Genomic DNA, 22,878 nt, shown 5'->3' with positions numbered 1-22,878 from the left:
GAAAGGTAGACATGACTCTCAGTCCACTCGACGAGGCCGGGATCGCGCAGGCGGTGGCCGATGCGCGAGACGCATTCGCACGTGCGTCGAGCCTCGATGAATTGAAGGCGGCGCGCCTGGCCCACAGCGGAGACAACGCGCCGATCACGCACGCGAATATGCAGATTCGCAACCTGGATAAGGCCGACAAGCCGGTGGCCGGCAAGCTCATGGGCGCGGCCCGCAAAGACATTCAGGCGGCGTTGGCCGTGGCGGCCGCGCGTCTGGAGGCGGCCGACCAGGAGCGCGTGTTGCGCGAGGAGCGCGTGGACGTCACGGTGCCGACCAGGCGCGCGCCGCTGGGTGCCCGCCACCCGCTGCCCGTGCTCATGGAGGACATCTGCGACCTCTTCGTGGCCATGGGCTGGGAGGTGGCCGAGGGCCCCGAGGTGGAAAACGAGTGGTTTAACTTCGACGCGCTGAACTTCGGCCCGGATCATCCGGCACGCCAGATGCAGGACACGTTCTATGTGCGCAGCGTGGAGCGCGTGGGAGCGGCCGGCGAGGAGAAGGTGGCGGATGCTACGGGTCTGGTGCTGCGCACGCACACCTCGCCGGTGCAGTCCCACGTTATGCTGGACCGCGGTGAGCCGCCGATCTACGTGGTGTGCCCGGGCAAGGTCTTCCGCACCGATGCCCTCGATGCCACCCACACCCCGGTCTTCCACCAGATCGAGGGCCTGGCGGTGGACAAGGGTCTGACGATGGAGCATCTCAAGGGCACGCTCGATCACTTCGCCAAGGGCATGTTCGGCCCGGAGGCGCGCACGCGCCTGCGCCCGTCGTTCTTCCCGTTCACCGAGCCGAGCGCGGAGATGGACCTGTGGTTCCCGCAGAAGAAGGGCGGCCCGGGCTGGATCGAGTGGGGTGGCTGCGGCATGGTCAACCCGGAGGTGCTGCGCAACGCGGGTATTGACCCGGACCTCTACACGGGCTTCGCCTTCGGCATGGGCATCGAGCGCACGCTCATGCTGCGCAACTCCATCGACGACATGCGCGACATGGTGGAGGGCGACGTGCGCTTCTCCGCCCAGTTCGCCGCGACCGGAAGGGGCAACTAATGCCGAGGATCGATATTGATTGGCTCTCCGACCACGTTGAGGTCCCGGCCGGCCTCACGGCCGAGCAGCTCGCAGCTGACCTGGTGCGTGTGGGCCTGGAGGAAGAGGAAATCCACCGCCCGGACGTGACCGGGCCGATCGTCGTCGGGCGCGTGCTGACGCTGGAGAAGAACGAGCAGAAGAACGGCAAGCTCATCAACTACTGCCGCGTGGACGTGGGCGCGCATAACGACGCCCCGGGCGAGGGCAAGGAGCCCTCGGAACTGGCCTCGCGCGGCATTATTTGCGGCGCTCACAACTTCGTCGAGGGCGATTACGTGGTGGTCTCGCTTCCGGGCGCCGTATTGCCGGGTGATTTCCGCATCGCGGCGCGTAAGACGTACGGGCACGTCTCGGACGGCATGATCTGCTCGAAGGCCGAGCTGGGCCTGGGCGAGGATCACGACGGCATTATCGTGCTCGCCTCCAGCCCGGAGGAGGCCGCCGAGCGCGGCATCCCGGCGGTGGGTGAGGACGTGCTCGACTACCTTGGCCTCGCCGGCGAGGTGCTGGAGATCAACGTGACCCCGGACCGCGGCTACTGCTTCGCCATGCGCGGCGTGGCCCGCGAGTTCGCCCACTCCACGGGCGCCCGCTTCACCGACCTGGGGCTCGAGGAAAACCTTTCCGCCCCGCTGCCGACACCCACGGAGGACGGCTTCCTGGTGGAGGTGGACGACGCGGCGCCGATCCACGGCGTTCCGGGCTGTGACCGCTTCGTTACGCGCATCGTGCGGGGGATCAAACCGCAGGCCGCCTCGCCGGCGTGGATGCAGGAGCGTCTGTTGGCTGCGGGCATGCGCTCGATCTCGCTGGCGGTGGACGTGACTAACTACGTCATGCTCGACCTCGGCCAGCCGCTACACGCCTACGACCTCGACACGCTCGTGGCCCCGATCGTGGTGCGGCGGGCCAACGACGGCGAAACCCTTGTCACGCTGGACGGCGTGGAGCGCGCGCTCGGCGGGGACGATCTGCTCATTACCGATTCCGAGGGCGGGCGCGGGGCGCGCGTGATCGGCCTGGCCGGCACGATGGGCGGCCTGGACACGGAGATCACGGATGCGACCACGAACGTCCTCATCGAGGCGGCCCACTTCGATCCCGTCTCCGTGGCGCGAATGGCCCGCAAGCATAAGTTGCCCTCGGAGGCCTCCAAGCGTTTCGAGCGTGGCGTGGACCCGCGGGTGGCCGGCGTTGCCGCCCAGCGCGTGGCCGAGCTCCTCGTGGAGTTCGGCGGCGGGAGGATCGATGAGGCGAACTCGGATTACGATCAGACTACTCTGCCCGAGCCGCTCACCTTCGACATCTTCGAGGTCGCCCGCCTCACGGGCCTCGACCTCGGCCGCGAGCGGATCGTGGAGATCCTCGAGCAGATCGGTTGCGCCGTGTCGGGCGACGACGCCCTGTTGGTCACCCCGCCCACGTGGCGACCGGATCTCACGGGCCCGGCGCACCTGGTCGAGGAAGTGGCCCGGCTGGTGGGCTATGACGAGATCCCGTCCTGGTTGCCGACCGCACCCGCAGGTGCGGGCCTGCGCCCGGCCCAGCGCCACCGCCGCGACATTAGCCGTGCGCTCGCCGAGGCCGGCTGGACCGAGGTGCTGTCCTACCCGTTCGTCTCCGCCGAGGCGTTTGCGAAGCAGGGCATTGCTGACGACGACGATCGCCGGCTCGCGATCCGGCTGGCCAACCCGCTGCAGGAGGAGGCTCCTTACATGCGCACCTCGCTCCTTGATTCGCTGTTGGAGACTGCGCGCATGAACGTGGCGCGCGGCAACCCGACCGTGGCGGTGTTCGAGGCCGGGGTTGTCACGCGGCCCACCGGCATTGCGCTGGCGGCGAATCCGGGCGTGGGCAAGCGGCCCGATCCCGAGGCGCTGGAGGCGCTCCTCGCCTCGATCCCGGCCCAGCCGCATCACGTGGCGGGCGTGGCAATCCCGGCGGTCACCCAGGCTGCGGCGGATCTGCCGGCCCAGACCTGGAACTGGCGCGACGCGGTGGAGGCGGTCAAGACCGCCGCCCGCACGATCGATCTCACGCTCGGGGTCGCGAATGCCGAGTACGCGCCATTCCACCCGGGCCGGTGTGCCGAGCTCGCCGTGGGCGGGGCCGTGATCGGGTATGCGGGCGAGCTGGACCCGCGCGTGTGCAAGGCCTTCGAGCTGCCCGCCCGCACGGTGGCCTTCGAATTCGACCTGGATGCGCTCATCGAGGCGCGTGGCGGTGATCCGATCACGGTGGGGCCCGTCTTCACCCATCCGGTGGCCAAGGAGGACTTCGCCCTCGTGGTCGATGAGCAGGTGACGGCCGCGGAGGTGGAAAAGGTGCTGGCTGAGGCGGCGGGGGAGATCCTTGAGGAGATCCGCCTCTTCGACGTTTACACCGGCGACCAGATCGACGAGGGTAAGAAGTCCCTCGCCTTCGCCCTCCGCTTCCGTGGGGATCACACCCTGCCTGCCGAGGAGATCGCCCAGGTGCGCAACCGGGTGATCAAGGCCGCGAAGAAGGCATTCGATGCGCAGCTACGGATGTGATTGCGGTTGACCGACACGCGGGCCCTGCCACTCGGCAGGGCCCGCGCCCATAGGATGGTGTTATGGCGAAGAACAAAGGTGCAACCCGGGCGCTCCAGGCCCTGAACTGGGCCGGCGTGGACTACGAGCTCATCGAGTACGAGCACTCGGAGCAGATGGACGGCGGTTACGCGCTCGACACCTCGCGCGTGCTCGGGATTGACCCGCACATGATCTTCAAGACGCTCATGGTGAGTGTGGATGGCCACCCCGTGGTCGCCGTCGTGCCCGCGTCGGGGCGGTTGAGCCTCAAGGCGCTGGCGAAGGCCGCGGGCGGCAAGTCCGCTGCGATGATTGCTCCGCACGACGCCGAAAAACTCACCGGGTACGTCACGGGCGGGATCTCGCCGCTCGGGCAGAACCGCCAGTTGCCCACGTGGATCGATTCCTCGGCGCAGACTTTGGATCGCTTGGTCGTCTCGGCGGGCAAGCGCACCCTGTCGGTAGCAATGAGCCCGACCGATCTGGCCGGGCTCACGCGGGCGCAATTTGCGCCGATTGGCACCTGATTACTTCATACCGCCGAAGAACTTCTCCCACGGCATGTCGAGCGGGGCATCCTTCTCGATGATCTGGTAGAGGTAGCGGCATAGCGGGAAGTCCTCGGGCTTGATCACGCCGCGCTCGGTGAGCGGCTCAAGCGCGCCGCCGATCACGCGGATCGCCTGGACGCCCTCGAGAGTCACGCCCTTCATCAGTGAGTCGCGCACCTCGGAGAACGGGACGCCCTCACCCACGAACGTGCCCGCCTTGACGTTGCGTCCGCCGGCGGAGGTGACATACATGTCGCCCACGCCCGCCAGGCCGTCGGCCGTCTCGGGCTTGCCGCCAAGCAGGGTCATGAACTGGCGAAGCTCGGTCTGGCCCTGGCCGAACACGGCCGCGTTGTAGTTGAAGCGCACGTAGCGGTCATCCTGCTTGCCTTCCTTGCGCAGGAGCCCGGCGCCGAGGCCGGCGGCGAAGGCGTAGATGTTCTTCGTGGCGGCGCCGATCTCGCACCCGCGGAAGTCGGTGGAGGTCCACACGTGGTAGTAGTCCGTGCGGAACAGGTCGGCCAGGTAGTCGAGCGAGTCCTGGTCCTCGCCGGCGAAGATGACGCACGTGTCGTGGTGGACGGCCACCTCGCCCGCGATCGACGGGCCCACAATCGCGTTCCAGGTCACGGAGTTGGCCAGGTCCTCGTCGAAGTAGGAGCGCAGCACGTCCGGGAGTAGGTGGAGCGTGCCGTCGTCGTCGGCCTCCATGCCCTTGGTGACGTTGAGGACCTTCATGCCGGGCCTCACCAGCTTGGCCAGGCGCTCGCCCGCCCAGCGCACGCCGAAGGAGTTGACGCCGGACATCGCCACGTCGGCGCCCTCGAAGGCGGCCTCGGCGTCCTCGAGCTGGTAAGCCACCACCTTGTCGTTGACCTTGAGGTCGAGGTCGGGGTGGACGCCCGTGGTCTGGATCGACTCGATGATGTCACGATCGAGGTGGGTGCCAACGAGGTTGACCTTGTGGCCGTTCTCCGTGAGCGGGAAGGTGAGGGCGGTGGCCATGATGCCGGCGCCGAGAATTGCGATGGTTGCCATTTAGTTCTCCTTCGAGGTGTAGGCCAAGATTGCCTCGGCCGTGTAGGTGTCGATAATGAATATTTGGGCAAGCTTGGCGCGGGCGGCCGCCACCATGGCGGGCGCCTTCTCCACCTCGCCGGCCACCGCCACCGAGAGGTGGGCCTGGGCGAGGTTGCGTAGCGGGTAGGCGATCGTGCGCCGTTCGAGCTGGGCGGAGATGGGGTTCCCGTCGGCGTCGACGTAGTGGGAGAGGATGTCTCCCACCGAGCCCTTGCGCCGCAGCATGTCGATGGTCTCTTCCGGGATGAATCCCGATTCGACCAGCACGGACTCCTTGGAGACCGTGCCGGGGGAGTAGACGACGAGGTCCGCTCCGGCGGCGCCCTCGAAGATCCGGGTGATGGAGGGTTCGGCCATGAGCTGCGGGCCGAGGTCCGGGTTGCCGATGATCGTGGGGGCCGGGAGCGTGAACGCGGTGCCGGGGGCCTTGCGTGCCATGGCGGAGATGGAGGATGAGACCTCGTTGTCGCCGTGGTGGGTGGGCCCGCCGTTCGTTTGGTAGACGCGGATGCCGGGTGACCAGTGCTCGGGCAGCGCGGTGGCGAGCGCGGTCATCGTGCGCCCCCAGGCCACGGCGAGGGAGCGGATGGGCGCGCGGCTCATGAGGAACTGGGCGGTGGCGCGGGCCACCACCTGGCGCCCGTCGCCGTTCTTCGACGGCACGACGATCGCGCGCTTGAGTCCCAGCTGCTCGGCGATTTGCATCTCGAGGTGGTGGGTCTGGATGCGCGGGTGGTTGATCGTGATGGTGACGAGCCCGGTTTGGCGTGCCTCGTCGATGAGGCGGCCGATCGTCCAGCGGGTGTATCCCAGGCGTGTGCCGATGGCCTGTTGGGTGAGGCCCTCCATGTAGTAGAGGTAGGCGGCCTCGAACATGAGGTCATCGCGAGACGAATGCGGCATTGCTTTCTTCATGTCTTGAGTTTCTCAACAATCCACTCATATGGGTAGGGTTTTACATAAAGGGCTCTTAAGTGCACTGGGTTCGGTGTCTGTTCTCACAGTGGACGCCAGTGGGGAAAGATGCGCCGGAGCGTATAGTTATACGTATGACGTACTCTGTTGCTATCGCTGGCGTCACCGGATATGCAGGTGGCGAGGTCGCGCGCGTACTCGCCGCACACCCTGACATGAAGGTCGCCACCGTCGCCGCACACAGCTCGCGCGGCACGCTCGGTGAGCACCAGAGGCACCTGTGGCCATTGCGACACCTTGAGATCCAGTCGCTTGAGGCGGAGGTGCTCGCTGATCACGACGTCGTCGTCCTCGGCCTTCCCCACGGCGCGTCGGCTGCGATCACGGCACAGATCGAGCAGATCAATCCGGACGCCCTCATCATTGACCTCGGCGCCGACCACCGGCTGACCGACCCGGTGGCCTGGGAGCGCTACTACCACTCGGAGGCGGCCGAGGCGTGGACGTACGGCATGCCCGAGCTCATCCGCGCCACGGGGCTCACCCAGCGTGAGCTGCTCGCCGCGACGCGCCGCATCGCCGCCCCCGGCTGCAACGCCTCGGCCGTTACCTTCGCCGTCCAGCCGGCGATCGCCGCCGGGCTGGCAAGCGGGGAGGACATCGTGGCGATCCTCTCAGTGGGCTACTCGGGTGCGGGTAAGTCGCCCAAAACCCACCTGCTGGCCTCCGAGGCCATCGAGTCGGCCACGCCCTACGCCGTGGGCGGCACCCACCGCCACATCCCAGAGATCGCGCAGAACCTCATCACGGCCGGCGCGCCGACCGTGAGCCTGTCCTTCACCCCCGTCCTCGTGCCGATGTCGCGCGGCATCCTCGCCACGGTCTCGATCCCGGTGGAGGGCGTGAGCCCGGAGCGCGTGCTCGAGGCCTACCGGGGCGCCTACGCCGACGAGCCCTTCGTCACGTGGTCGCCCGACTGGCCTTCCACGGGCATCGTGGCGGGCTCCAACCTCGCGCTCGTCCACGCCGAGCTCGACGCCGACGCGCGGCGCATCACCGCGATCTGCGCGATCGACAACCTGGTCAAGGGCACCGCCGGGGCGGCCACCCAGTCGATGAATCTGGTCCTCGGCCTTCCCGAAACAACCGGCCTGTCCCAAATTGGAGTAGCGCCATGATTCTCTTTACCGACACCGCCGCGGACGTCCAGCCCCTCGGCGTCACGGCCCCGCAGGGCTTCCGGGCGGCGGGCGTGCGCGCGGGGCTGAAGAGCGCCGGGCGCGACGTCGCGCTCGTCGTCAACGACGGCCCGCAGCCGACCTCGGCCATGGTCCTCACCTCCAACCGCGTCTACGCCGCGCCCGTGCGTTGGATGAAGCAGATCGCAGGCGGCACGCAGACCGCCGCCGTCATCAACTCGGGCGGTGCGAACGCAGCCACCGGCCAGCCCGGCTTCGAGGACACGGTGACCACCGCCCGCCATACCGCGGCCATGCTCGGGCGGGAGCCCGAGGAGGTGGCAGTGTGCTCCACCGGGCTCATCGGCGAGCGCTTGCCGATGAGCAAGCTGCTCGCGGGCATCGCCGACGCCGGGGCTCACCTCAGCACTGACGCCGGAGCCGATGCCGCCGAGGCGATCTGCACCACCGACACGGTCAGCAAACAGGCCGGTATCGCCGGGCCGTACACGATTGGCGGGATGGCCAAGGGCGCGGGCATGCTCGCCCCGGGCATGGCCACGATGATCTGCGTCATCACCACCGACGCGGTGCTGACCAATGCGCAAGCCCAGGAGGCACTGGAGGCCGCGGTGGCGGCGTCGTTTAACCGGATCGACTCCGACGGGGCAATGTCCACGAACGACACGGTGCTCCTGCTCGCCAGCGGCGCCTCCGGCGTCGTGCCCGAGGACTTCACGGGGCAGCTTACGGCGGTGGCCCAGTCGCTGGCGCGCCAGCTCATCGCGGACGCCGAGGGCGCTTCGCACGACGTGCTCATCCGCGTGGTCGGTGCCAGCTCGCAGGAGGCCGGGCTCGCGGTGGCCCGCGCCGTGTCCCGCTCGAACCTGCTCAAGGCCGCGATTTTCGGCAACGACCCGAACTGGGGGCGCGTCATTGCCCAGGTGGGCACCGTCCCTGCGGACGTGGCGCCCTACGACGCCGACGCGCTGGACGTGTATTTCAATGGCGTGCAGGTGTGCCTGGCCGGGGGTGTGGGCGAGGACCGGACCCTGGTGGACCTGGCCTCGAACCGGGAGGTCGCGATCGAGATCGACCTGCATGCTGGAGAGGAGGTCGTTGAGCTGTGGACCAACGACCTCACGCACGACTACGTCCACGAGAATTCGGCATATTCGACATGAGCATCTTGAATCGCCTGGCCGGCGCCCAACAGAAGGCCGAAATCCTCATCGAGGCCCTGCCCTGGATCAACGAGTTCGCAGGGCACCGCGTGGTAGTCAAGTACGGCGGCAACGCCATGATCAACGACGAGCTCAAGCGGGCGTTCGCCAAGGACATCCTCTTCATGCACTCAGTTGGCCTGTACCCGATTGTGGTGCACGGCGGCGGGCCGCAGATCAACTCGATGCTCGAACGCGTGGGCATCCAATCCGAGTTCCGCGGCGGGCTGCGCGTGACCGACCGCGAGACGATGAATGTGGTGCGCATGGTTTTGACCGGCCAGGTCCAGCGCGAGCTGGTCTCCCTGCTCAACGTGGACGGGCCGCGCGCGATCGGCTTCTCGGGCGAGGACGCGGGCTTGCTGTCCGCGCGTCGGCGTAAGGCTGAGGTCGGGGGCAAGAAGATCGACATCGGGCACGTGGGCAACATCGTCTCCATCAACGTCGCCTCCCTCGACCACATGCTTGCCTCCGGACACATCCCCGTCATCTCGACCGTGGCCACCGACGTCGACAACCCCGAGGACGTGCTCAACGTCAACGCCGACACGGCCGCGGGAGCGATCGCCGACGCCGCCGGCGCGGATAAGCTCATCATCCTCACCGATGTGGAGGGCCTCTACCTCGACTGGCCGGACAAGTCCTCACTCGTGTCCGAGATCCACCCCGACGACCTGCGCGCCCTCCTGCCCTCCCTCGATTCGGGGATGAAGCCGAAGATGGAGGCAGCGCTGAAGGCGGTGGAGCGCGGCGTGCCCAAGGCGCATATCATTGACGGGCGGATGGCTCATTCCATCCTGCTCGAGATCTTTACCAACGCCGGCATCGGCACCCAGGTCACGGCCGCTGCCCCGCGCGGTGTGGTGGGCCAGAAGGAGGCCAAGTGAATCGCGACCTGTATCCCCAGCGGATGATGAACGCCTTCGGCGATCCGCAGCTGGTCATCGACCGTGGCGAGGGCGTCTACGTCTTTGACGAGGAGGGCAAGCGCTACCTCGACCTGCTCGCTGGTATCGCCGTCAACGCCCTCGGCTACGCTCACCCCGCCATCACCCGCGCGCTCACCGAGCAGGCGGGCAAGGCCACTCACGTGTCGAACTTCTTCGCCACGGCCCCGCAACTCGAGCTGGCCGGCGCTATCCAGCGCATGCTGTCCGACGACGGCTACGTGGGCGCCTCAGCCCGCGTCTTCTTCTGCAACTCGGGCGCCGAGGCGAACGAGGCCGCAATCAAGATGGCCCGCCTGCACAAGCCGCGCGGCACGATCATCGCGCTCAAGGGCGGCTTCCATGGCCGCACGCTCGGCGCCCTGTCGATCACGCACAAGCCCGCGATCCGTGAGCCCTTCGAGCCACTCGGAGGGAACGTCCTCTTCATCGATCCCACGATCGAGGCCCTCGAGGCCGCTTTCGACGACGACGTGGCCGCCATTTTCGTCGAGACCATCCAGGGCGAGGCCGGCGTGGTTCCCCTCGAGGGTGACTTCCTGCGCCGCGCCCGCGCGCTCGCCGAACGCTTCGGGGCCCTGCTCGTGGTGGACGAGGTCCAGACCGGCGTGGGCCGTACCGGGCGCTGGTTCGCTCATTCGGGCATCGTCAAGGCCGACGTCATCACGATGGCGAAGGGCCTGGGCGGGGGCGTGCCGATCGGTGCCGTCGTCGGAATTGAAAAGACCGGGCGCCTGCTTACCCCCGGTAGCCACGGCACCACGTTTGGCGGCAACCCGCTGGCGTGTGCGGCGGCGAACGCCGTGGTGGGCGAAGTGGCGGGGCTCTTCGAGCACGTACGGGCTACCGGGGAGTGGCTGCGCGGCCATCTCGAGGCGCGGGGCTTCGAGGTGCGCGGGGCGGGACTGCTGCTCGGCGTCGTCGTCGAAAACGCCCCGGCTCTCCAGACGGAACTGCTGGAGAAGGGCTTCATCGTCAACGCGCCGAACGCCACCACGATCCGGCTGGCGCCGCCGCTCATCATCACGCAAGATGAATTGGCACCTTTCATCGAAGAAATGGAGACACACTCGTGACAGGAACCATGGTGACCAAGGCGGCCCGGCTCGCCCGCATCATCACGATGGTCGAATCCCAGCCCATCGGCTCGCAGGCCGAGTTGCGGGCGCTGCTGGCCGACGAAGGCATCATCGTCACCCAGGCTACGCTCTCGCGAGACCTCGACGAGTTGCAGGCACGCAAGGTTCCCGACGGCGCCGGCGGGCGCTACTACAAGATCCCCAGCCCCGGGGTGGCCGGAGAGGCTGACGCACCCGCGGGCTTCCACCTGGAGCGCTGGGCGCGCGAGGTCATGGTGTCGGCCAAGTCGGCCGGTAACCAGATCGTCCTTCGCACCCCGCCCGGGGCGGCCCAACTACTGGCCTCGGCGCTGGATCGCGCTGTGCTCGACGGCGTGCTCGGCTGTATCGCGGGTGATGACACCGTGCTCATCATTACTGAATCCACCAAACGTGCCGACGAGCTGCTGAGCCACCTCATCGACATCGCCCACTCTTCCTCAAATAACTAGAAAGGTTCATCATGGCAAAGGAACGCGTAGTCCTCGCATACTCAGGCGGGCTCGACACCTCGGTGGCGATCGGCTGGATCGCCGAGCAGACCGGGGCGGAGGTCGTCACGGTGGCGGTCGACGTCGGGCAGGGCGGCGAGGATCTGGAGGTGGTCCGCCAGCGAGCCCTCGACTGCGGTGCCGTGGAGGCCTACGTGGCTGACGCCCGCGATGAGTTTGCCGAGGACTACTGCATGCTCGACCTGCAGGCCAACGGCCTGTACATGGAGGCCTACCCACTCGTGTCGGCGCTGTCCCGCCCGGTGATTGTTAAGCACCTGGTCACGGCGGCCCGCCAGTTCGGCGCGGAGACCGTGGCCCACGGCTGTACCGGCAAGGGCAATGACCAGGTGCGCTTCGAGAACGGCATCACTTCGCTCGCCCCGGACATGAAGTGTCTCTCGCCCGTACGCGACCTGGCGCTCACCCGCGAGTTCGCGATCAACTACGCCGAGAAGCACAACCTACCGATCGAGACCACGAAGTCCAACCCGTTCTCCATCGACCAGAACGTGTGGGGCCGCGCGATCGAGACCGGCTACCTCGAGGACCTGTGGAACGCGCCCACGAAGGACGTTTATAACTACACCGATGACCCGGCCTACCCGCCGCTTCCGGACGAGGTCGTGATTACCTTCGAGAAGGGCATCCCGGTGCAGATCGACGGCCGGGACGTCACCCCGCTGCAGGCGATCGAGGAGATGAACGCCCGCGCGGGCGCCCAGGGCATCGGCCGGATCGACATCGTTGAGGACCGCATGGTCGGCATCAAGTCGCGCGAGATCTACGAGGCGCCGGGTGCGGTGGCGCTCATCACGGCTCACCGCGAGCTCGAGCGCGTGACGATGGACCGCGAGCAGGCGCGCTTCAAGGAGCGCGTGGGCCTGCGCTGGTCGGAGCTCGTCTACGAGGGCCAGTGGTTCTCCCCGCTCAAGCGCTCGCTTGACGCGTTCATCAAGGACACCCAGGAGTATGTGTCGGGCGACATCCGGATGGTCCTACACGGCGGGCGCGCCGTGGTGACGGGCCGCCGCTCGGATACCTCGCTGTACGACTTCAACCTGGCCACCTACGACCAGGGCGACACGTTCAACCAGTCGCACGCCCGCGGCTTCATCGCGCTAACCGGCCTCACCACCCAGCTGGCCGCAGCGCGCGACGTGAAGTTCGGCAAGGGCGAGGCGATGCCGAAGCTCAGCCTCTCCTAAGTGAAACGGGGGCGAAAGTGGCGCGGGAGACCGCGCCACTTTTGTTGCCCCCGCTACGGCGTGGCAGTGGGGTGGAGGATGGGCGCGCACGGACGTCACCAACGGCAAAAATAGGGAAAACCAACAGTCTGGCCCTTTTTCGGAGGTTAGGGTAGGCTGCCCTTGGTTAGCTCGCGGTTGATGTGCGCACACCACGCCGGCCGTTTTCACCGACCCGTTGGGTCCGAATTGATTGGAGATTACATGCGCGAACGTTTCGGACGCATAGTTGCCGCGCTATCATTTGGCGCGATCACAGCTACTGCGTTTTCGGCGATTCCGTCTGCGATGGCGGTATCACACCTCGACGAGGACATTGCACAATCGGCAGATGCATCGTGGCATTCCGTCATCGTCGTGATGGACGACCAGCAGGAGGCGGATGGTGCACCTGCGAGAACCACGCAGGAAAAGACTGACCACGTTGAGAATCTGGTCGATATGGCGGCAACCTCTCAGCAGGCCGTCCTTGTCGCGTTGGCCGAGGCGGAGAAGGCTGACAAAGCACAGAACATCGAGTCGCTGTTCGTGGTCAACGCAGTCACTGCCACAGTGACGAAGGAAGTCGCTATTGACCTGGCAAAGATGCCTGGCGTCAGCGAGGTCCTTGCTGATCAGAAGATCGAAGCCGATCCGGTGGTCGACGATTCCGGTGCTCGCATGTCGAGTGTCGATGGGTCTGCTCCCATGCACCTCCCGTGGAACCTTCGTCAGATTTCTGTCACCGAGGGCCTGCTCGGCGAGTATGCCGGCGAGGGCATCACGGTGGGAATCATCGACTCCGGTGTCGATATCACCCACCCGGCACTCAAGGATAAGTGGCGCGGAAACACTGGTGACAAAGCTGTGAGCTGGTTTGATACGGTCGGTTCGGAGACCGAGCCGGTCGATTCCACGGGCCACGGCACGCACGTTGCCGGTACGATCCTCGGCTCGGACCCGAGCGGGACCGGATCCCTTGGAGTGGCTCCCAAGGCAAACTTCATCGCTGCGCGAGTCTTTGACGAGAACGGCGATACGAGTGATTCGCAGCTGCTTAAGGCAATGGAGTGGATGCTCGCCCCGGTTGACAGCAACGGGGTCAAGCACCCGGAGCTCGCTCCGCGCGTCGTCAACAACTCGTGGGGGAGCTCGGCGGCCAACCACCTCATGCGCGATGCGCTCAAGGAATGGCGCAGTGCTGGTATTCTCCCGGTGTTCTCGGCCGGTAACCAGGACTTGAATAACTTTGGTGGCTCCGGCTCGATCAGCCAGCCTGGTTCCTTCCCGGAGGCGTTCGCCGTTGGCGCGCTGCGTTCCGACGACGTCGTGGCGAGGTTCTCGCTTCGCGGCCCGTCGCGGTACACCGATCAGGTCAAGCCCGATATTTCGGCACCCGGTGTCAACATCCGCTCGGGCTGGAATAAGCAGACGATGAAGATCTTGACGGGTACATCGATGGCTGCTCCGCATGTGACTGGTGTTGCCGCCCTCGTCTTGAGCGCCAACCCGAATCTCACGGTTGACAAGCTTGAAGAGATCCTGCGTCAGTCCGCTACGCCCCTAACCGATGCTCAGCACGTCGAGGCCCCCAACCACGCCTACGGCGCCGGTAAGGTCAACGCTGCCCTCGCGATTGATATGGCGAAGGTCGATTCCACCATCGGCACTGTCCAGGGCAAGGTCTACGTTCGCGGTGTCGATGCCGGTGCGCCGGTGATCACGCATAACCCCATCGGGGTTTTCTACCACGCCACCACAACTAACGTGACCGCACAGGTGGCTGACGACACCGGCATTGCTTCCGTTACTCTCAAGCTGGCTAACGCAACCGGGGAACGCACTGAGGCAATGACGCTTATCGAGGGCACGAAGGTTGACGGAACATATGGATTCGTCATTTCGCCGAACACGTTGAAGTCCGATGACGTTTCTTACCAGATCTGTGCCACCGACCGTACGGAGAAGGAAGCTTGCACGCTGGTGCACCGCTTCGAGCAGAAGGACGCCGTCACTGTCGGGTGGGCTGAGGACTTCGAGTCTGGCGTGGCCGGCTTCGAGATGAGCGGCGAGACGCCGATGTGGGCGTGGGGAAGGCCCGCAGAGTCGCTGAAGAAGCCGACCTCGGGCGAAAAGCTCGTGGGCGTTGGCCTCGACGGCAAGGGATACCCGGGCCTGTCGGACGCTGTGCTGCTGACCCCGCCGATCGGCCTGAAGGACGACCAGCCGGCAGCGTTGACCTTCAAGCACTGGTACGACCTCGATAACTATGCGTTTGCGGTGTACGACACCGCCGAGGTCTGGGTTGGCGAGGTCGGCTCCGATGGCGAAGTCACCTGGGAGACCAAGCCGCAGTTGCTGTTCAAGAACACGTCCGACTGGCAGCGCGGGTATGTTGACCTGACGAAGTATGCGGGCAAGACCGTCCGGGTCATGTTCGGCATGCGCGGCGCGTGGAAGTCCGAGCACGCCACCGCCGGCTGGTTCATCGATGACATGGCGCTCGAGGCGATCAAGACGACCACCGTTCCGAAGGTGGACAAGGAACTCGCGATCAACAAGTACGCCTCGGGCCGTACGGTGGTTGACTTTGCCCCGATTAAAGACGAGACGATCAGCGCCTACCGCCTATACCGCGCTCACGACGACGGCACTTTCACCCGCGTTCAGGAGCTCACCGGCTCGGATATCGGCAAGTACTCGGTCACTTTCGCTGACTATCCAACCCCACAGCAGGGCACGTACTCGTACTACGTGACTGCCGTGGCGGGCGAGGCTGAGTCGGAGCCGTCGGAGATTCTCCAGCGCACCTTCACGATGGGCAAGGAGATCAAGAAGTTCGACTTTGAATCGGATGCCCAGGGATGGACGTCCGAGTCGGATAAGGGCACGGTGTTCGAGCGCGGCGTCCCGGCGCTCGAAGATATCGATGCCTATGGCAAGGCTCCGACGAGCACGCAGATGCGTGGGAAGAACCCGGACAGCCCGAACGTCTTCGCGACCGTCCTCAATGACTATCGCAAGTCCAAGGCCACCTACACCCTGATCTCGCCGGCCCTGGATCTGTCCGCATACAGTGACGTCACCATGTACTGGCAACAGTGGTTCAACACCCGCGGTCGCGTCGGTCACGATGAGTGGAGCACCTATGATGACGACATCGCGCACATCTACGTGCGCCAGAGTGAGGGAGAGTGGAAGGAGATCTTCAAGCTCGACGAGGCGAAGGTCGACGAGAAGGATCCGGAGGACAAGAAGACTCAGCTCCGCACCGCGAACGCCTGGCATGTCGACGGCGTGAAGATCCCGGCAGAGTATCTTGGGGCAAAGACCCAGGTGAAGTTTGAGTTGGTATCCGGTAGTGAATTGACCGACTTCGCCGGCGGCTGGTTCCTTGATGACGTCATGTTCGCAGATACGGTGGACGCCACGGTTCCGCAACCGAAGCTGACGGCGTCGACCTCGCTTGCTCTTTACGACGGCGATGAGCTGACGCTACCGTCGCTGGCGCTCACGCAGGCAGTGACGGACGCTTCCGCTACCGCCACCGACTCGTGGGTGCCCGCGGTGGGGGCGACTGTTGAGTTCGCCGAGCGCGGTACGAAGGTGGCCACTGAGGCTGGCACCGGTGAATACTCGCTACGTAGCCATGCGGGTGAGGCCTCGCTCATTGCGAAGGCACCCGGTTACAAGTCAGCGGTCGAGACGCTGCAGCTGGTTGACGGCAAGGCGATTACCCAGGACTTCTACCTGGAGAAGGCAAACGCCCAGAACGTCACGTTCACCGTCAAGAACAAGTCCGGTGAGAGCGTTGCGGATGCGCGCCTGAGTGTGTACGCGAAGGGGAGCACGGCACCCGTGCTCGCGGAATCGGCGCCAGAGCCCGTGACGGCAGAGCTTTTGCCGGGCGATTACACTCTGCGCGCGGGCGCTCCTGGGTACGTGGAAGTTGACCTTCCCTTGACAGTGGAGGAAGTCCAGCCGGCTCATGTTGAGATCGAGCTTGCCCACGCGGTCGGCGGAGAGTCTTCCTGGACCTCCTACGACACTGGCAAGGCTGGCGCCGGACTCACTACACTCAATGAGGGCAAGACCGCCGCCGTGCGCTTCGACGCGGACGCCGACGCTCATGTCACAGCTGCCCGTTTCTTCATCTTCCGTTCCACCGTGGCACAGGAGTTCGAGTGGGCGCTGTGGGAGAACGATGACCGCGACGGCCTTCCAGGCCGCGTGCTTGTGGGCCCGATGAAGGCGAGAGTCGACGCCGGTGAAGGCGGGACCTGGGTGGAAGTCTCGACCCCGTACCCGATTCCGGTCCACGGTTCGTACTACATCTCTTACACACAGCTGGATGGCGGAAAGGACCGCATCAACCTGGGCGTGGATTCAAGCAGCGACGGCTCGGAGCACAATTTCAAACTGATCAATGATGCCTGGGTGAGCCCTGACGAAAACGGTCAGTTCATGATCAACGCTCAGGTGATGAGCGTGACACCCGACCAGCCGGGTGAGCCGGATAACCCTGGCACGACCGATCCGGGTGAGCCGGATAACCCTGGCACGACCGATCCGGGTGAGCCGGATAACCCTGGCACGACCGACACCGAGCCGCCGGTGTGTGCGGCAGTGGATCGTCCATCGATTCCGGCTAATGGCACGGGTCTGTTGGGCGAGTTCACTGGTGATCGTTTTGCTGACCTGTGGGCGGTTGATCGTGAGGGTAACCTGCGCCGGTACCAGGGTGGCGCAAGTGGCGCGTTCTCGGGTGGTGCGATCGTGGATTGCGATGCTGGCCACTTCACTTCGATTGTTGCTATTCCGGATAAGAATGGTGATGGTCGTGGGGATGCGCTGGTGGGTTATCCGGATGGGAAGATGTTCTTCTACTACTCTCAGGGTGATGGTTTCCTGACTCAGGGCTCGCAGGTGGGTCATGGCTGGACAAACATGGACAACATTGTCTATGCCGGCAAGATGGGCTCGACCCAGACGGAGTATGTGGTGGCTCGCCACGTGCCGAGCGGTGATCTGTACCGCTACGTGCTGACCTCGCGGGGGATGAAGTCGGGTGTGAAGATCGGTCACGGGTGGGGGGCGATGAACGTCATTCTTGGCCCTGGTGATATGAACGGGGATCGGAATGCTGACATCGTCGGTATTCGTTCTGATGGGAAGATGTTCTTCTACGCCGGTGATCGTGAGGGCCAGATCAAGCTCACGGGCCAGATTGGTCATGGGTGGCAGAACTTCGTCGATGCCGTGATTCCTGGTGATGTCAATGGTGATGGTCGTTTTGACCTGGTTGGTATTCGCGAGGATGGCAAGCTCTTTACCTACTTCAATATAGGTAAGGGGTATTGGAATGCCCCGGTTGAAGGAGGCCATGGGTGGCATAACATCGCGTTGATCGGCTAGCACGGTCAACACTAGGGCGGGGGCTCGCGGACGGAGCCCCCGCCCTCTTCTTTACCCGGGTTGGCCGACAGAAGTCGTGAATATACCGGCTGCCGATTTCTATATGGGCCCGATGAGCAGAAGACTCACAAGTTGTGTCGAAGAGCTGCGCATAATGGCAGTCTCAGAGCGGCATTCCGCGCAGGTCGGTGCCAAGGCGCCGGTAGGCCACCGGCACGAGCGCGGCGCACCAGATGAGGCCGAAGGCGCCGATGGCCACGGTGGCCCACAGGCCCGCGCGCAGGCTCACGGCGGCCGTCATGCCCGACACCACGAACGGGCCCGCCGCGGTGCCGATCGCCACGATCGACTGCCAGATCCCGAGGAAGGCAGCGCGGTTGGTGATGGGGGACAGGTCGGCGCCCATCGTCATGACGATCCCGGCGCCAAATCCGTTGCCAAAGCCGAGGATCGCGGCGCCCACCACGAAGCCGAGCGGTGTGGTCCATAGGATCATGACCACGATCCCGATCGGCATGAAGACGAGGGAGGGCAGGAGCGCCCAGTGCCGACCGCGCCGATCCATAAGCGAGCCGGAGACGATGAACATCAGGGTATCGAGCAGGGCTGTCACGGCGAAGGTGGCGGTGACGAAGGTGGGCTGGAAGCCGAGGAAGGTCCCCCACAGTGGCACGATGACCGAGCGGTTGGCCCGTAGCACGTTGAGGCAGTTGATGCCGATCCCGAGGATGATCGTGGCCAGCTTCGAGCGGTGTTCGAGCCCGCGGCTTCCCTCCTCGCTCTGGCCGGCGGAGACGCGCTTGCGCTCGGCGGCCGGGTCGGGCACCACGTAGGCGACGATGAGGGCGAGAGCCAAGAAGATGAGCAGGATGTTGAAGATGAACACGGACTGCAGCGCCCACGCGGTCAGCAGGGCCGTGGCCACCAGCGGGCCGATGAGCTGGCCGATCCGGATCATTCCGCCGAGCGTGGACAGGCCGCGGGCCCGCCACATGGGTGGGATGGACTCGGCCAGGTAGGCCTGCCGCGCGAGCGACCACGAATTCGAGCCGACCGCCAACAGGGCGATAGCGAGCACGAAAACAGCGCGGGACGGCGTCGTGCCCGGGTACGCCCACGTCCACAGCAACCCGCCAAGCGCCACGAGCGCGGCGCCCGAGCCGGCGATGAGCGCGGACTTGTCGCCGATCCGCGCGATCAGCTTGCCTAGCAGCGGGGAGATGACGATCGAGACGAAGCCGAGCACGCCCACGGCTGCCGAGGAGCCGGCCTCGTCGAAGCCGACGTCGAGCGCGGCGAGGGCCAGGACGGGCATGACCGTGCCCGAGCAGATCGCGAAGATGAGCGCCGGCAGGTAGATGGGCAGGATGAGGCGGGTGATCGGGTTGCGATCGAGGAACTTAGCCAAGGTCGTGGCCCAGGGTTGCCACCATGACTGCCTTGATCGTGTGCATGCGGTTCTCGGCCTGGTCGAAGACCACGGAGGCGGCCGAGGAGAAGACGTCGTCGGTGACTTCGAGCGCGTCCATTCCGGTGGCCTCGTAGACCGCACGGCCCACAGCCGTGTTGAGGTCGTGGAAGGCGGGCAGGCAGTGCATGAAGATCGCCTCCGGGCCGGCAGCCGCCATGAGCGCGGCGTTGACCTGGTAGTCGTGCAGCGCCTCGACGCGCTCGTTCCACACGTCTTTGGACTCGCCCATGGACACCCACACGTCCGTGGCGACCACGTCGGCGCGCTCGACCGCCCCCACCTCGTCAGTGATCGTGATCCGGGCACCCGTCTGCTCCGCGAACTCCGCCGCGATGCGCTGGGCCTCGGCGTCGGGCTGGAAGGCCTGCGGCGCCACAATCCGCACGTCCATCCCGAGCATCGCGGAGGACACGAGCAGGGACCGGCCCATGTTGAAGCGGGCGTCTCCCACGTACACGTACGTGACGTCCTCGAACGGCTTGTCGACATGTTCGGCGATGGTGAGCGCGTCGGCGAGCATCTGGGTGGGATGCCATTCGTCGGTGAGCCCGTTGTAGACCGGCACGCCGGACCAAGCGGCCAGCAGTTCGACGTCGGACTGGTGGGCGCCGCGGAACTCGATCGCGTCGTAGAAGCGCCCGAGCACGGCCGCGGTGTCCGCGTAGCTTTCCTTGTGGCCGATCTGGGACGTGGTGCCGTCCAGCATGGTGACGTGGGCGCCCTGGTGGTATGCCGCCACCTCGAAGGCAGTGCGCGTGCGGGTGGAGGTCTTTTCAAAAATGAGTGCGATCGTCTTGCCCACTAGGCGCTGGACCTCACGCCCCTCGTAGCGTTGCCGCTTGAGGTCGGCTGCCAGTTCGATCAGCGCGCGCCACTGCGCGGGGGTGAAATCGGCCTCTTTGAGGAAGGAACGTCCGTGAAGTTCATGCATGTGGCCAGTTTATCCGCACGCACGCCCACGGGCGCGAGATTTCACCCCCGCGCGGGGGCCAATCATTCTGGTCAGACGGTTCCGGGCTGGGACTTCGCCGGGCCGTCTGGGTAGCCGTCCGGGTTATTGGACTGCCAGCGCCACGTGTCCTCGCACATGTCCTCGATCGTGAGCTCGGTCTTCCAGCCCAGCTCCTCGAGCGCGCGCGTGGGCTCGGCGAAGACCTCGTCGCGGTCCCCGGCGCGCCGCGGTGCGACCTCCTTGGCCAGCTCGTGCCCGCACGCCTTCTCGAAGGCGCTCACCAGCTCGAAGACGGAGGTGCCGCGCCCGGTGCCGAGGTTCCAGATTCGCACGTCCCACGGGCCGTCCATCATCTTTTCCAGGGCCACCACGTGGGCCTTGGCCAGGTCCACCACGTGCAGGTAGTCGCGAATGCACGAGCCGTCGCGCGTGGGGTAGTCGTCACCAAAGATGAGCAGCTTCTCCTGGCGGCCCGCGGCGACCTTCGCCACGGCCGGCATGAGGTTGTTCGGGATCCCGAGCGGGTTTTCGCCGATGCGTCCGGACTTGTGGGCGCCCACGGGGTTGAAGTAGCGCAGCAGGCCGAGTTTGAAGCCGTGGGCGTGGGCGATGTCGGTGAGGATGCGCTCGCCCGCCACCTTCGTGTAGCCGTAGGGGGAGAGGGAATCGAGGTGCTTCTCATCCTCCAGGAGCGGGAGCGGCACGTCGCCATAGACCGTGGCCGAGGAGGAGAAGACGATCTCCTTCGTGCCGGCGGCGATCATGGCCCGGGTGATGGAGAAGGTGGTGTTGAAGTTGTTCTCGTAGTAGTCGAGCGGCTTTTCCACCGATTCGCCCACGGCCTTGTAGCCGGCGAAGTGGATGACGGCGTCCGGGCGGGTCTTGAGGAAGATCTGGCGCGTGAGCTCGGGGTCGGCCAGGTCCGTCTTATACCATTCGAGGGAGCGCCCGGTGAGTTCCTCGAGGCGGTCGATCACGGTTTCTTTGGAGTTGGAAAAGTTATCGACGATCACGGGTTCGTGGCCCGCGGCGACCAGTTCCACGACAGTGTGCGAACCGATGTATCCGGCTCCACCTGCGACCAACACCTTCATTGCTCTTCCCTTCTCTCGGTGTGTCTTCTATCCTACTCCCGGCGAAGAATGCCCGCACTGGCCTGGCTTCTTTGGCATGATAAATGCATGGAACATCTGGCTTTATGGGGCGGCCGTTTTAGTGGCGCGCCCGCGGACGCACTGACCGAGCTTTCCCGCTCCACTCACTTTGACTGGCGCCTGGCACGCTACGATATCGCTGGCTCGCGCGCGCACGCTCGCGCCCTGCATAAGGCCGGCCTCCTGTCCGACTCCGAGTTGTCCGGGATGCTTTCCGCCCTCACGCTTCTCGACGACGACGTCGCCTCTGGTGCGTTCGGCCCTCGGCCCGACGACGAGGACGTCCACACGTGCCTCGAGCGCGGCCTCATCGAACGCGCCGGTGCGGAGCTCGGCGGGAAGTTGCGTGCCGGGCGTTCGCGCAACGACCAGATTGCCACCCTCATCCGGATGTACTTGCGCGACCAGGCCCGCCACATCGGCGGCCGGCTGCTCGACGTCGTCGACGCCCTCATGGCCCAGGCCGAGCGCGCGGGGGAGGCGATCATGCCCGGGCGCACGCACATGCAGCACGCCCAGCCGGTGCTCGTGGCCCACCAGCTGCTCGCGCACGTGTGGCCGATGCTTCGCGACGTCGGCCGGCTGGTTGATCTTGACATGCGGCTGTCCGAGAGCCCGTACGGTTCGGGGGCGCTGGCCGGCAACACGCTCGGCATGGACCCGCAGGCCGTGGCGGCGGACTTGGGCTTTGCCACGAGCTCGCCGAACTCGATCGACGGCACGTCCGCGCGCGACCTCGCCTCTGAATTCGCTTTCGTCATGGCGCAGATCGGCATCGACCTGTCTCGTATCAGCGAGGAGATCATCATCTGGAACACGAAGGAGTTCTCCTTCGTCACCCTCGACGACGCGTTCTCCACCGGATCGTCGATCATGCCGCAGAAGAAGAACCCGGACGTGGCCGAGCTCGCCCGTGGCAAGGCCGGCCGCCTCATCGGCGACCTCACTGGTCTGCTCGCGATGCTCAAGGGCCTGCCGTTGGCCTACGACCGCGACCTGCAAGAGGACAAGGAGCCCGTGTTCGATCAGGTGGACACCCTCGACGTGCTGCTGCCCGCCGTGGCCGGCATGATCGCCACGATGGAGCTCAACTATGAGCGGATGGCCGAGCTCGCCCCTCAGGGCTTCTCGCTCGCCACCGACATCGCCGAGTGGCTCGTGCGCCAGGGCGTGCCGTTCCGCGAGGCCCACGAGATCTCGGGCGCGTGTGTGGCCACGTGCGAGAAGCGCGGCATCGAGCTGTGGGACCTCACAGATGACGACTTTGCCCGGATCGACTCGCGCCTCACGCCCGCTGTGCGCGAGGTGCTGAGCGTCGAAGGATCCGTGGCCGCGCGTCGTGGGCGAGGAGGAACCGCGCCCGAGCGCGTGGCCGAACAGCGCCAGGAGGCCGCACGCCGCGTGTTCGAGCTACGCGAATTCACCAACTCCCGCGTTCACGCCCGCTAAACGCCGCTAAC

General features: G+C 65.8%; 16 protein-coding genes. 11 read left to right on the top strand and 5 right to left on the bottom strand.

What is annotated here, in order from left to right:
- Window positions 1–11 precede the first annotated feature (11 nt).
- From pheS to ybaK, 3 genes are all read left to right on the top strand, one after another.
- Window positions 12–1,100: a phenylalanine--tRNA ligase subunit alpha gene (gene pheS, locus QPC17_RS05015; RefSeq protein ID WP_062613830.1), complete on the top strand. Its 1,089-nt coding sequence runs from the start codon at window positions 12–14 to the stop codon at window positions 1,098–1,100.
- Window positions 1,100–3,676 carry a phenylalanine--tRNA ligase subunit beta gene (gene pheT, locus QPC17_RS05010; protein WP_070445580.1) on the top strand — a complete coding sequence of 859 codons (2,577 nt, stop codon included), beginning with the start codon at window positions 1,100–1,102 and terminating at the stop codon, window positions 3,674–3,676. The genes pheS and pheT overlap by 1 nt, the downstream gene beginning before the upstream one ends.
- Before the next feature lie 62 nt (window positions 3,677–3,738).
- A complete protein-coding gene (gene ybaK, locus QPC17_RS05005; protein WP_285347057.1) occupies window positions 3,739–4,224 on the top strand; it encodes a Cys-tRNA(Pro) deacylase in 486 nt (161 codons plus the stop codon).
- Here the strand turns inward: ybaK and QPC17_RS05000 are convergent, their stop codons facing one another.
- Together QPC17_RS05000 and QPC17_RS04995 are read right to left on the bottom strand one after the other, a co-directional pair.
- On the bottom strand, window positions 4,225–5,286 hold the full coding sequence (locus tag QPC17_RS05000) for an NAD(P)H-dependent glycerol-3-phosphate dehydrogenase (protein ID WP_062613833.1): 1,062 nt from the start codon (window positions 5,284–5,286) through the stop codon (window positions 4,225–4,227).
- A complete protein-coding gene (locus tag QPC17_RS04995; protein WP_083200609.1) occupies window positions 5,287–6,243 on the bottom strand; it encodes a sugar-binding transcriptional regulator in 957 nt (318 codons plus the stop codon).
- Window positions 6,244–6,377: 134 nt separating this feature from the next.
- Between QPC17_RS04995 and argC the strand changes: the two genes are divergently transcribed.
- The 7 genes from argC (at window position 6,378) to QPC17_RS04960 (ending at window position 17,841) form a co-directional block, all read left to right on the top strand.
- Window positions 6,378–7,421: an N-acetyl-gamma-glutamyl-phosphate reductase gene (argC, locus tag QPC17_RS04990; protein ID WP_285347056.1), complete on the top strand. Its 1,044-nt coding sequence runs from the start codon at window positions 6,378–6,380 to the stop codon at window positions 7,419–7,421.
- Entirely contained in the window at window positions 7,418–8,605 is a 1,188-nt protein-coding gene (argJ, locus tag QPC17_RS04985) for a bifunctional glutamate N-acetyltransferase/amino-acid acetyltransferase ArgJ (protein ID WP_068538997.1), read from the top strand. The genes argC and argJ overlap by 4 nt, the downstream gene beginning before the upstream one ends.
- Window positions 8,602–9,531: an acetylglutamate kinase gene (argB, locus tag QPC17_RS04980; protein ID WP_201783166.1), complete on the top strand. Its 930-nt coding sequence runs from the start codon at window positions 8,602–8,604 to the stop codon at window positions 9,529–9,531. Before argJ ends, argB begins: the two co-directional genes overlap by 4 nt.
- Entirely contained in the window at window positions 9,528–10,667 is a 1,140-nt protein-coding gene (locus QPC17_RS04975) for an acetylornithine transaminase (RefSeq protein WP_068538998.1), read from the top strand. Before argB ends, QPC17_RS04975 begins: the two co-directional genes overlap by 4 nt.
- A complete protein-coding gene (locus tag QPC17_RS04970; protein ID WP_308802793.1) occupies window positions 10,664–11,161 on the top strand; it encodes an arginine repressor in 498 nt (165 codons plus the stop codon). The genes QPC17_RS04975 and QPC17_RS04970 overlap by 4 nt, the downstream gene beginning before the upstream one ends.
- 11 nt (window positions 11,162–11,172) lie before the next feature.
- Window positions 11,173–12,408 (top strand): argininosuccinate synthase, encoded by a 1,236-nt coding sequence (locus tag QPC17_RS04965; RefSeq protein WP_101923858.1) that lies wholly within the window; start codon window positions 11,173–11,175, stop codon window positions 12,406–12,408.
- 327 nt (window positions 12,409–12,735) lie between these two features.
- Entirely contained in the window at window positions 12,736–17,841 is a 5,106-nt protein-coding gene (locus tag QPC17_RS04960; RefSeq protein ID WP_285347055.1) for a S8 family serine peptidase, read from the top strand.
- Between the two features lie 163 nt (window positions 17,842–18,004).
- On the opposite strand, the gene QPC17_RS04955 is transcribed toward QPC17_RS04960, so the two are convergent.
- From QPC17_RS04955 to galE, 3 genes are all read right to left on the bottom strand, one after another.
- On the bottom strand, window positions 18,005–19,249 hold the full coding sequence (locus QPC17_RS04955; protein WP_285347053.1) for an MFS transporter: 1,245 nt from the start codon (window positions 19,247–19,249) through the stop codon (window positions 18,005–18,007).
- Complete coding sequence (gene argF / locus QPC17_RS04950) at window positions 19,242–20,243, bottom strand: ornithine carbamoyltransferase (RefSeq protein WP_062613842.1); 1,002 nt, start codon at window positions 20,241–20,243, stop codon at window positions 19,242–19,244. Before argF ends, QPC17_RS04955 begins: the two co-directional genes overlap by 8 nt.
- A gap of 71 nt (window positions 20,244–20,314) precedes the next feature.
- The gene (gene galE / locus QPC17_RS04945) at window positions 20,315–21,358 is read right to left on the bottom strand and encodes a UDP-glucose 4-epimerase GalE (RefSeq protein WP_062613843.1); all 1,044 of its coding nucleotides are present in this window, start codon (window positions 21,356–21,358) and stop codon (window positions 20,315–20,317) included.
- Window positions 21,359–21,445: 87 nt separating this feature from the next.
- On the opposite strand from galE, the gene argH reads away from it, so the two are divergent.
- Complete coding sequence (gene argH / locus QPC17_RS04940; protein WP_257000620.1) at window positions 21,446–22,867, top strand: argininosuccinate lyase; 1,422 nt, start codon at window positions 21,446–21,448, stop codon at window positions 22,865–22,867.
- Window positions 22,868–22,878 lie beyond the last annotated feature (11 nt).

Source organism: Trueperella bernardiae (assembly GCF_030246965.1).
Taxonomy (GTDB): Bacteria; Actinomycetota; Actinomycetes; order Actinomycetales; family Actinomycetaceae; genus Trueperella; species Trueperella bernardiae.
Note: the sequence above shows the minus strand (reverse complement) of the source record. Positions and strands in the feature narration are given on the sequence as shown.

Bases quoted from the DNA above. Each gene is read 5' to 3' on its own strand.
- pheS (WP_062613830.1), top strand. From the start codon at position 12: ATGACTCTCAGTCCACTCGACGAGGCCGGGATCGCGCAGGCGGTGGCC.
- pheT (WP_070445580.1), top strand. From the start codon at position 1,100: ATGCCGAGGATCGATATTGATTGGCTCTCCGACCACGTTGAGGTCCCG.
- ybaK (WP_285347057.1), top strand. From the start codon at position 3,739: ATGGCGAAGAACAAAGGTGCAACCCGGGCGCTCCAGGCCCTGAACTGG.
- QPC17_RS05000 (WP_062613833.1), bottom strand. From the start codon at position 5,286: ATGGCAACCATCGCAATTCTCGGCGCCGGCATCATGGCCACCGCCCTC.
- QPC17_RS04995 (WP_083200609.1), bottom strand. From the start codon at position 6,243: ATGAAGAAAGCAATGCCGCATTCGTCTCGCGATGACCTCATGTTCGAG.
- argC (WP_285347056.1), top strand. From the start codon at position 6,378: ATGACGTACTCTGTTGCTATCGCTGGCGTCACCGGATATGCAGGTGGC.
- argJ (WP_068538997.1), top strand. From the start codon at position 7,418: ATGATTCTCTTTACCGACACCGCCGCGGACGTCCAGCCCCTCGGCGTC.
- argB (WP_201783166.1), top strand. From the start codon at position 8,602: ATGAGCATCTTGAATCGCCTGGCCGGCGCCCAACAGAAGGCCGAAATC.
- QPC17_RS04965 (WP_101923858.1), top strand. From the start codon at position 11,173: ATGGCAAAGGAACGCGTAGTCCTCGCATACTCAGGCGGGCTCGACACC.
- QPC17_RS04960 (WP_285347055.1), top strand. From the start codon at position 12,736: ATGGCGGTATCACACCTCGACGAGGACATTGCACAATCGGCAGATGCA.
- argF (WP_062613842.1), bottom strand. From the start codon at position 20,243: ATGCATGAACTTCACGGACGTTCCTTCCTCAAAGAGGCCGATTTCACC.
- galE (WP_062613843.1), bottom strand. From the start codon at position 21,358: ATGAAGGTGTTGGTCGCAGGTGGAGCCGGATACATCGGTTCGCACACT.
- argH (WP_257000620.1), top strand. From the start codon at position 21,446: ATGGAACATCTGGCTTTATGGGGCGGCCGTTTTAGTGGCGCGCCCGCG.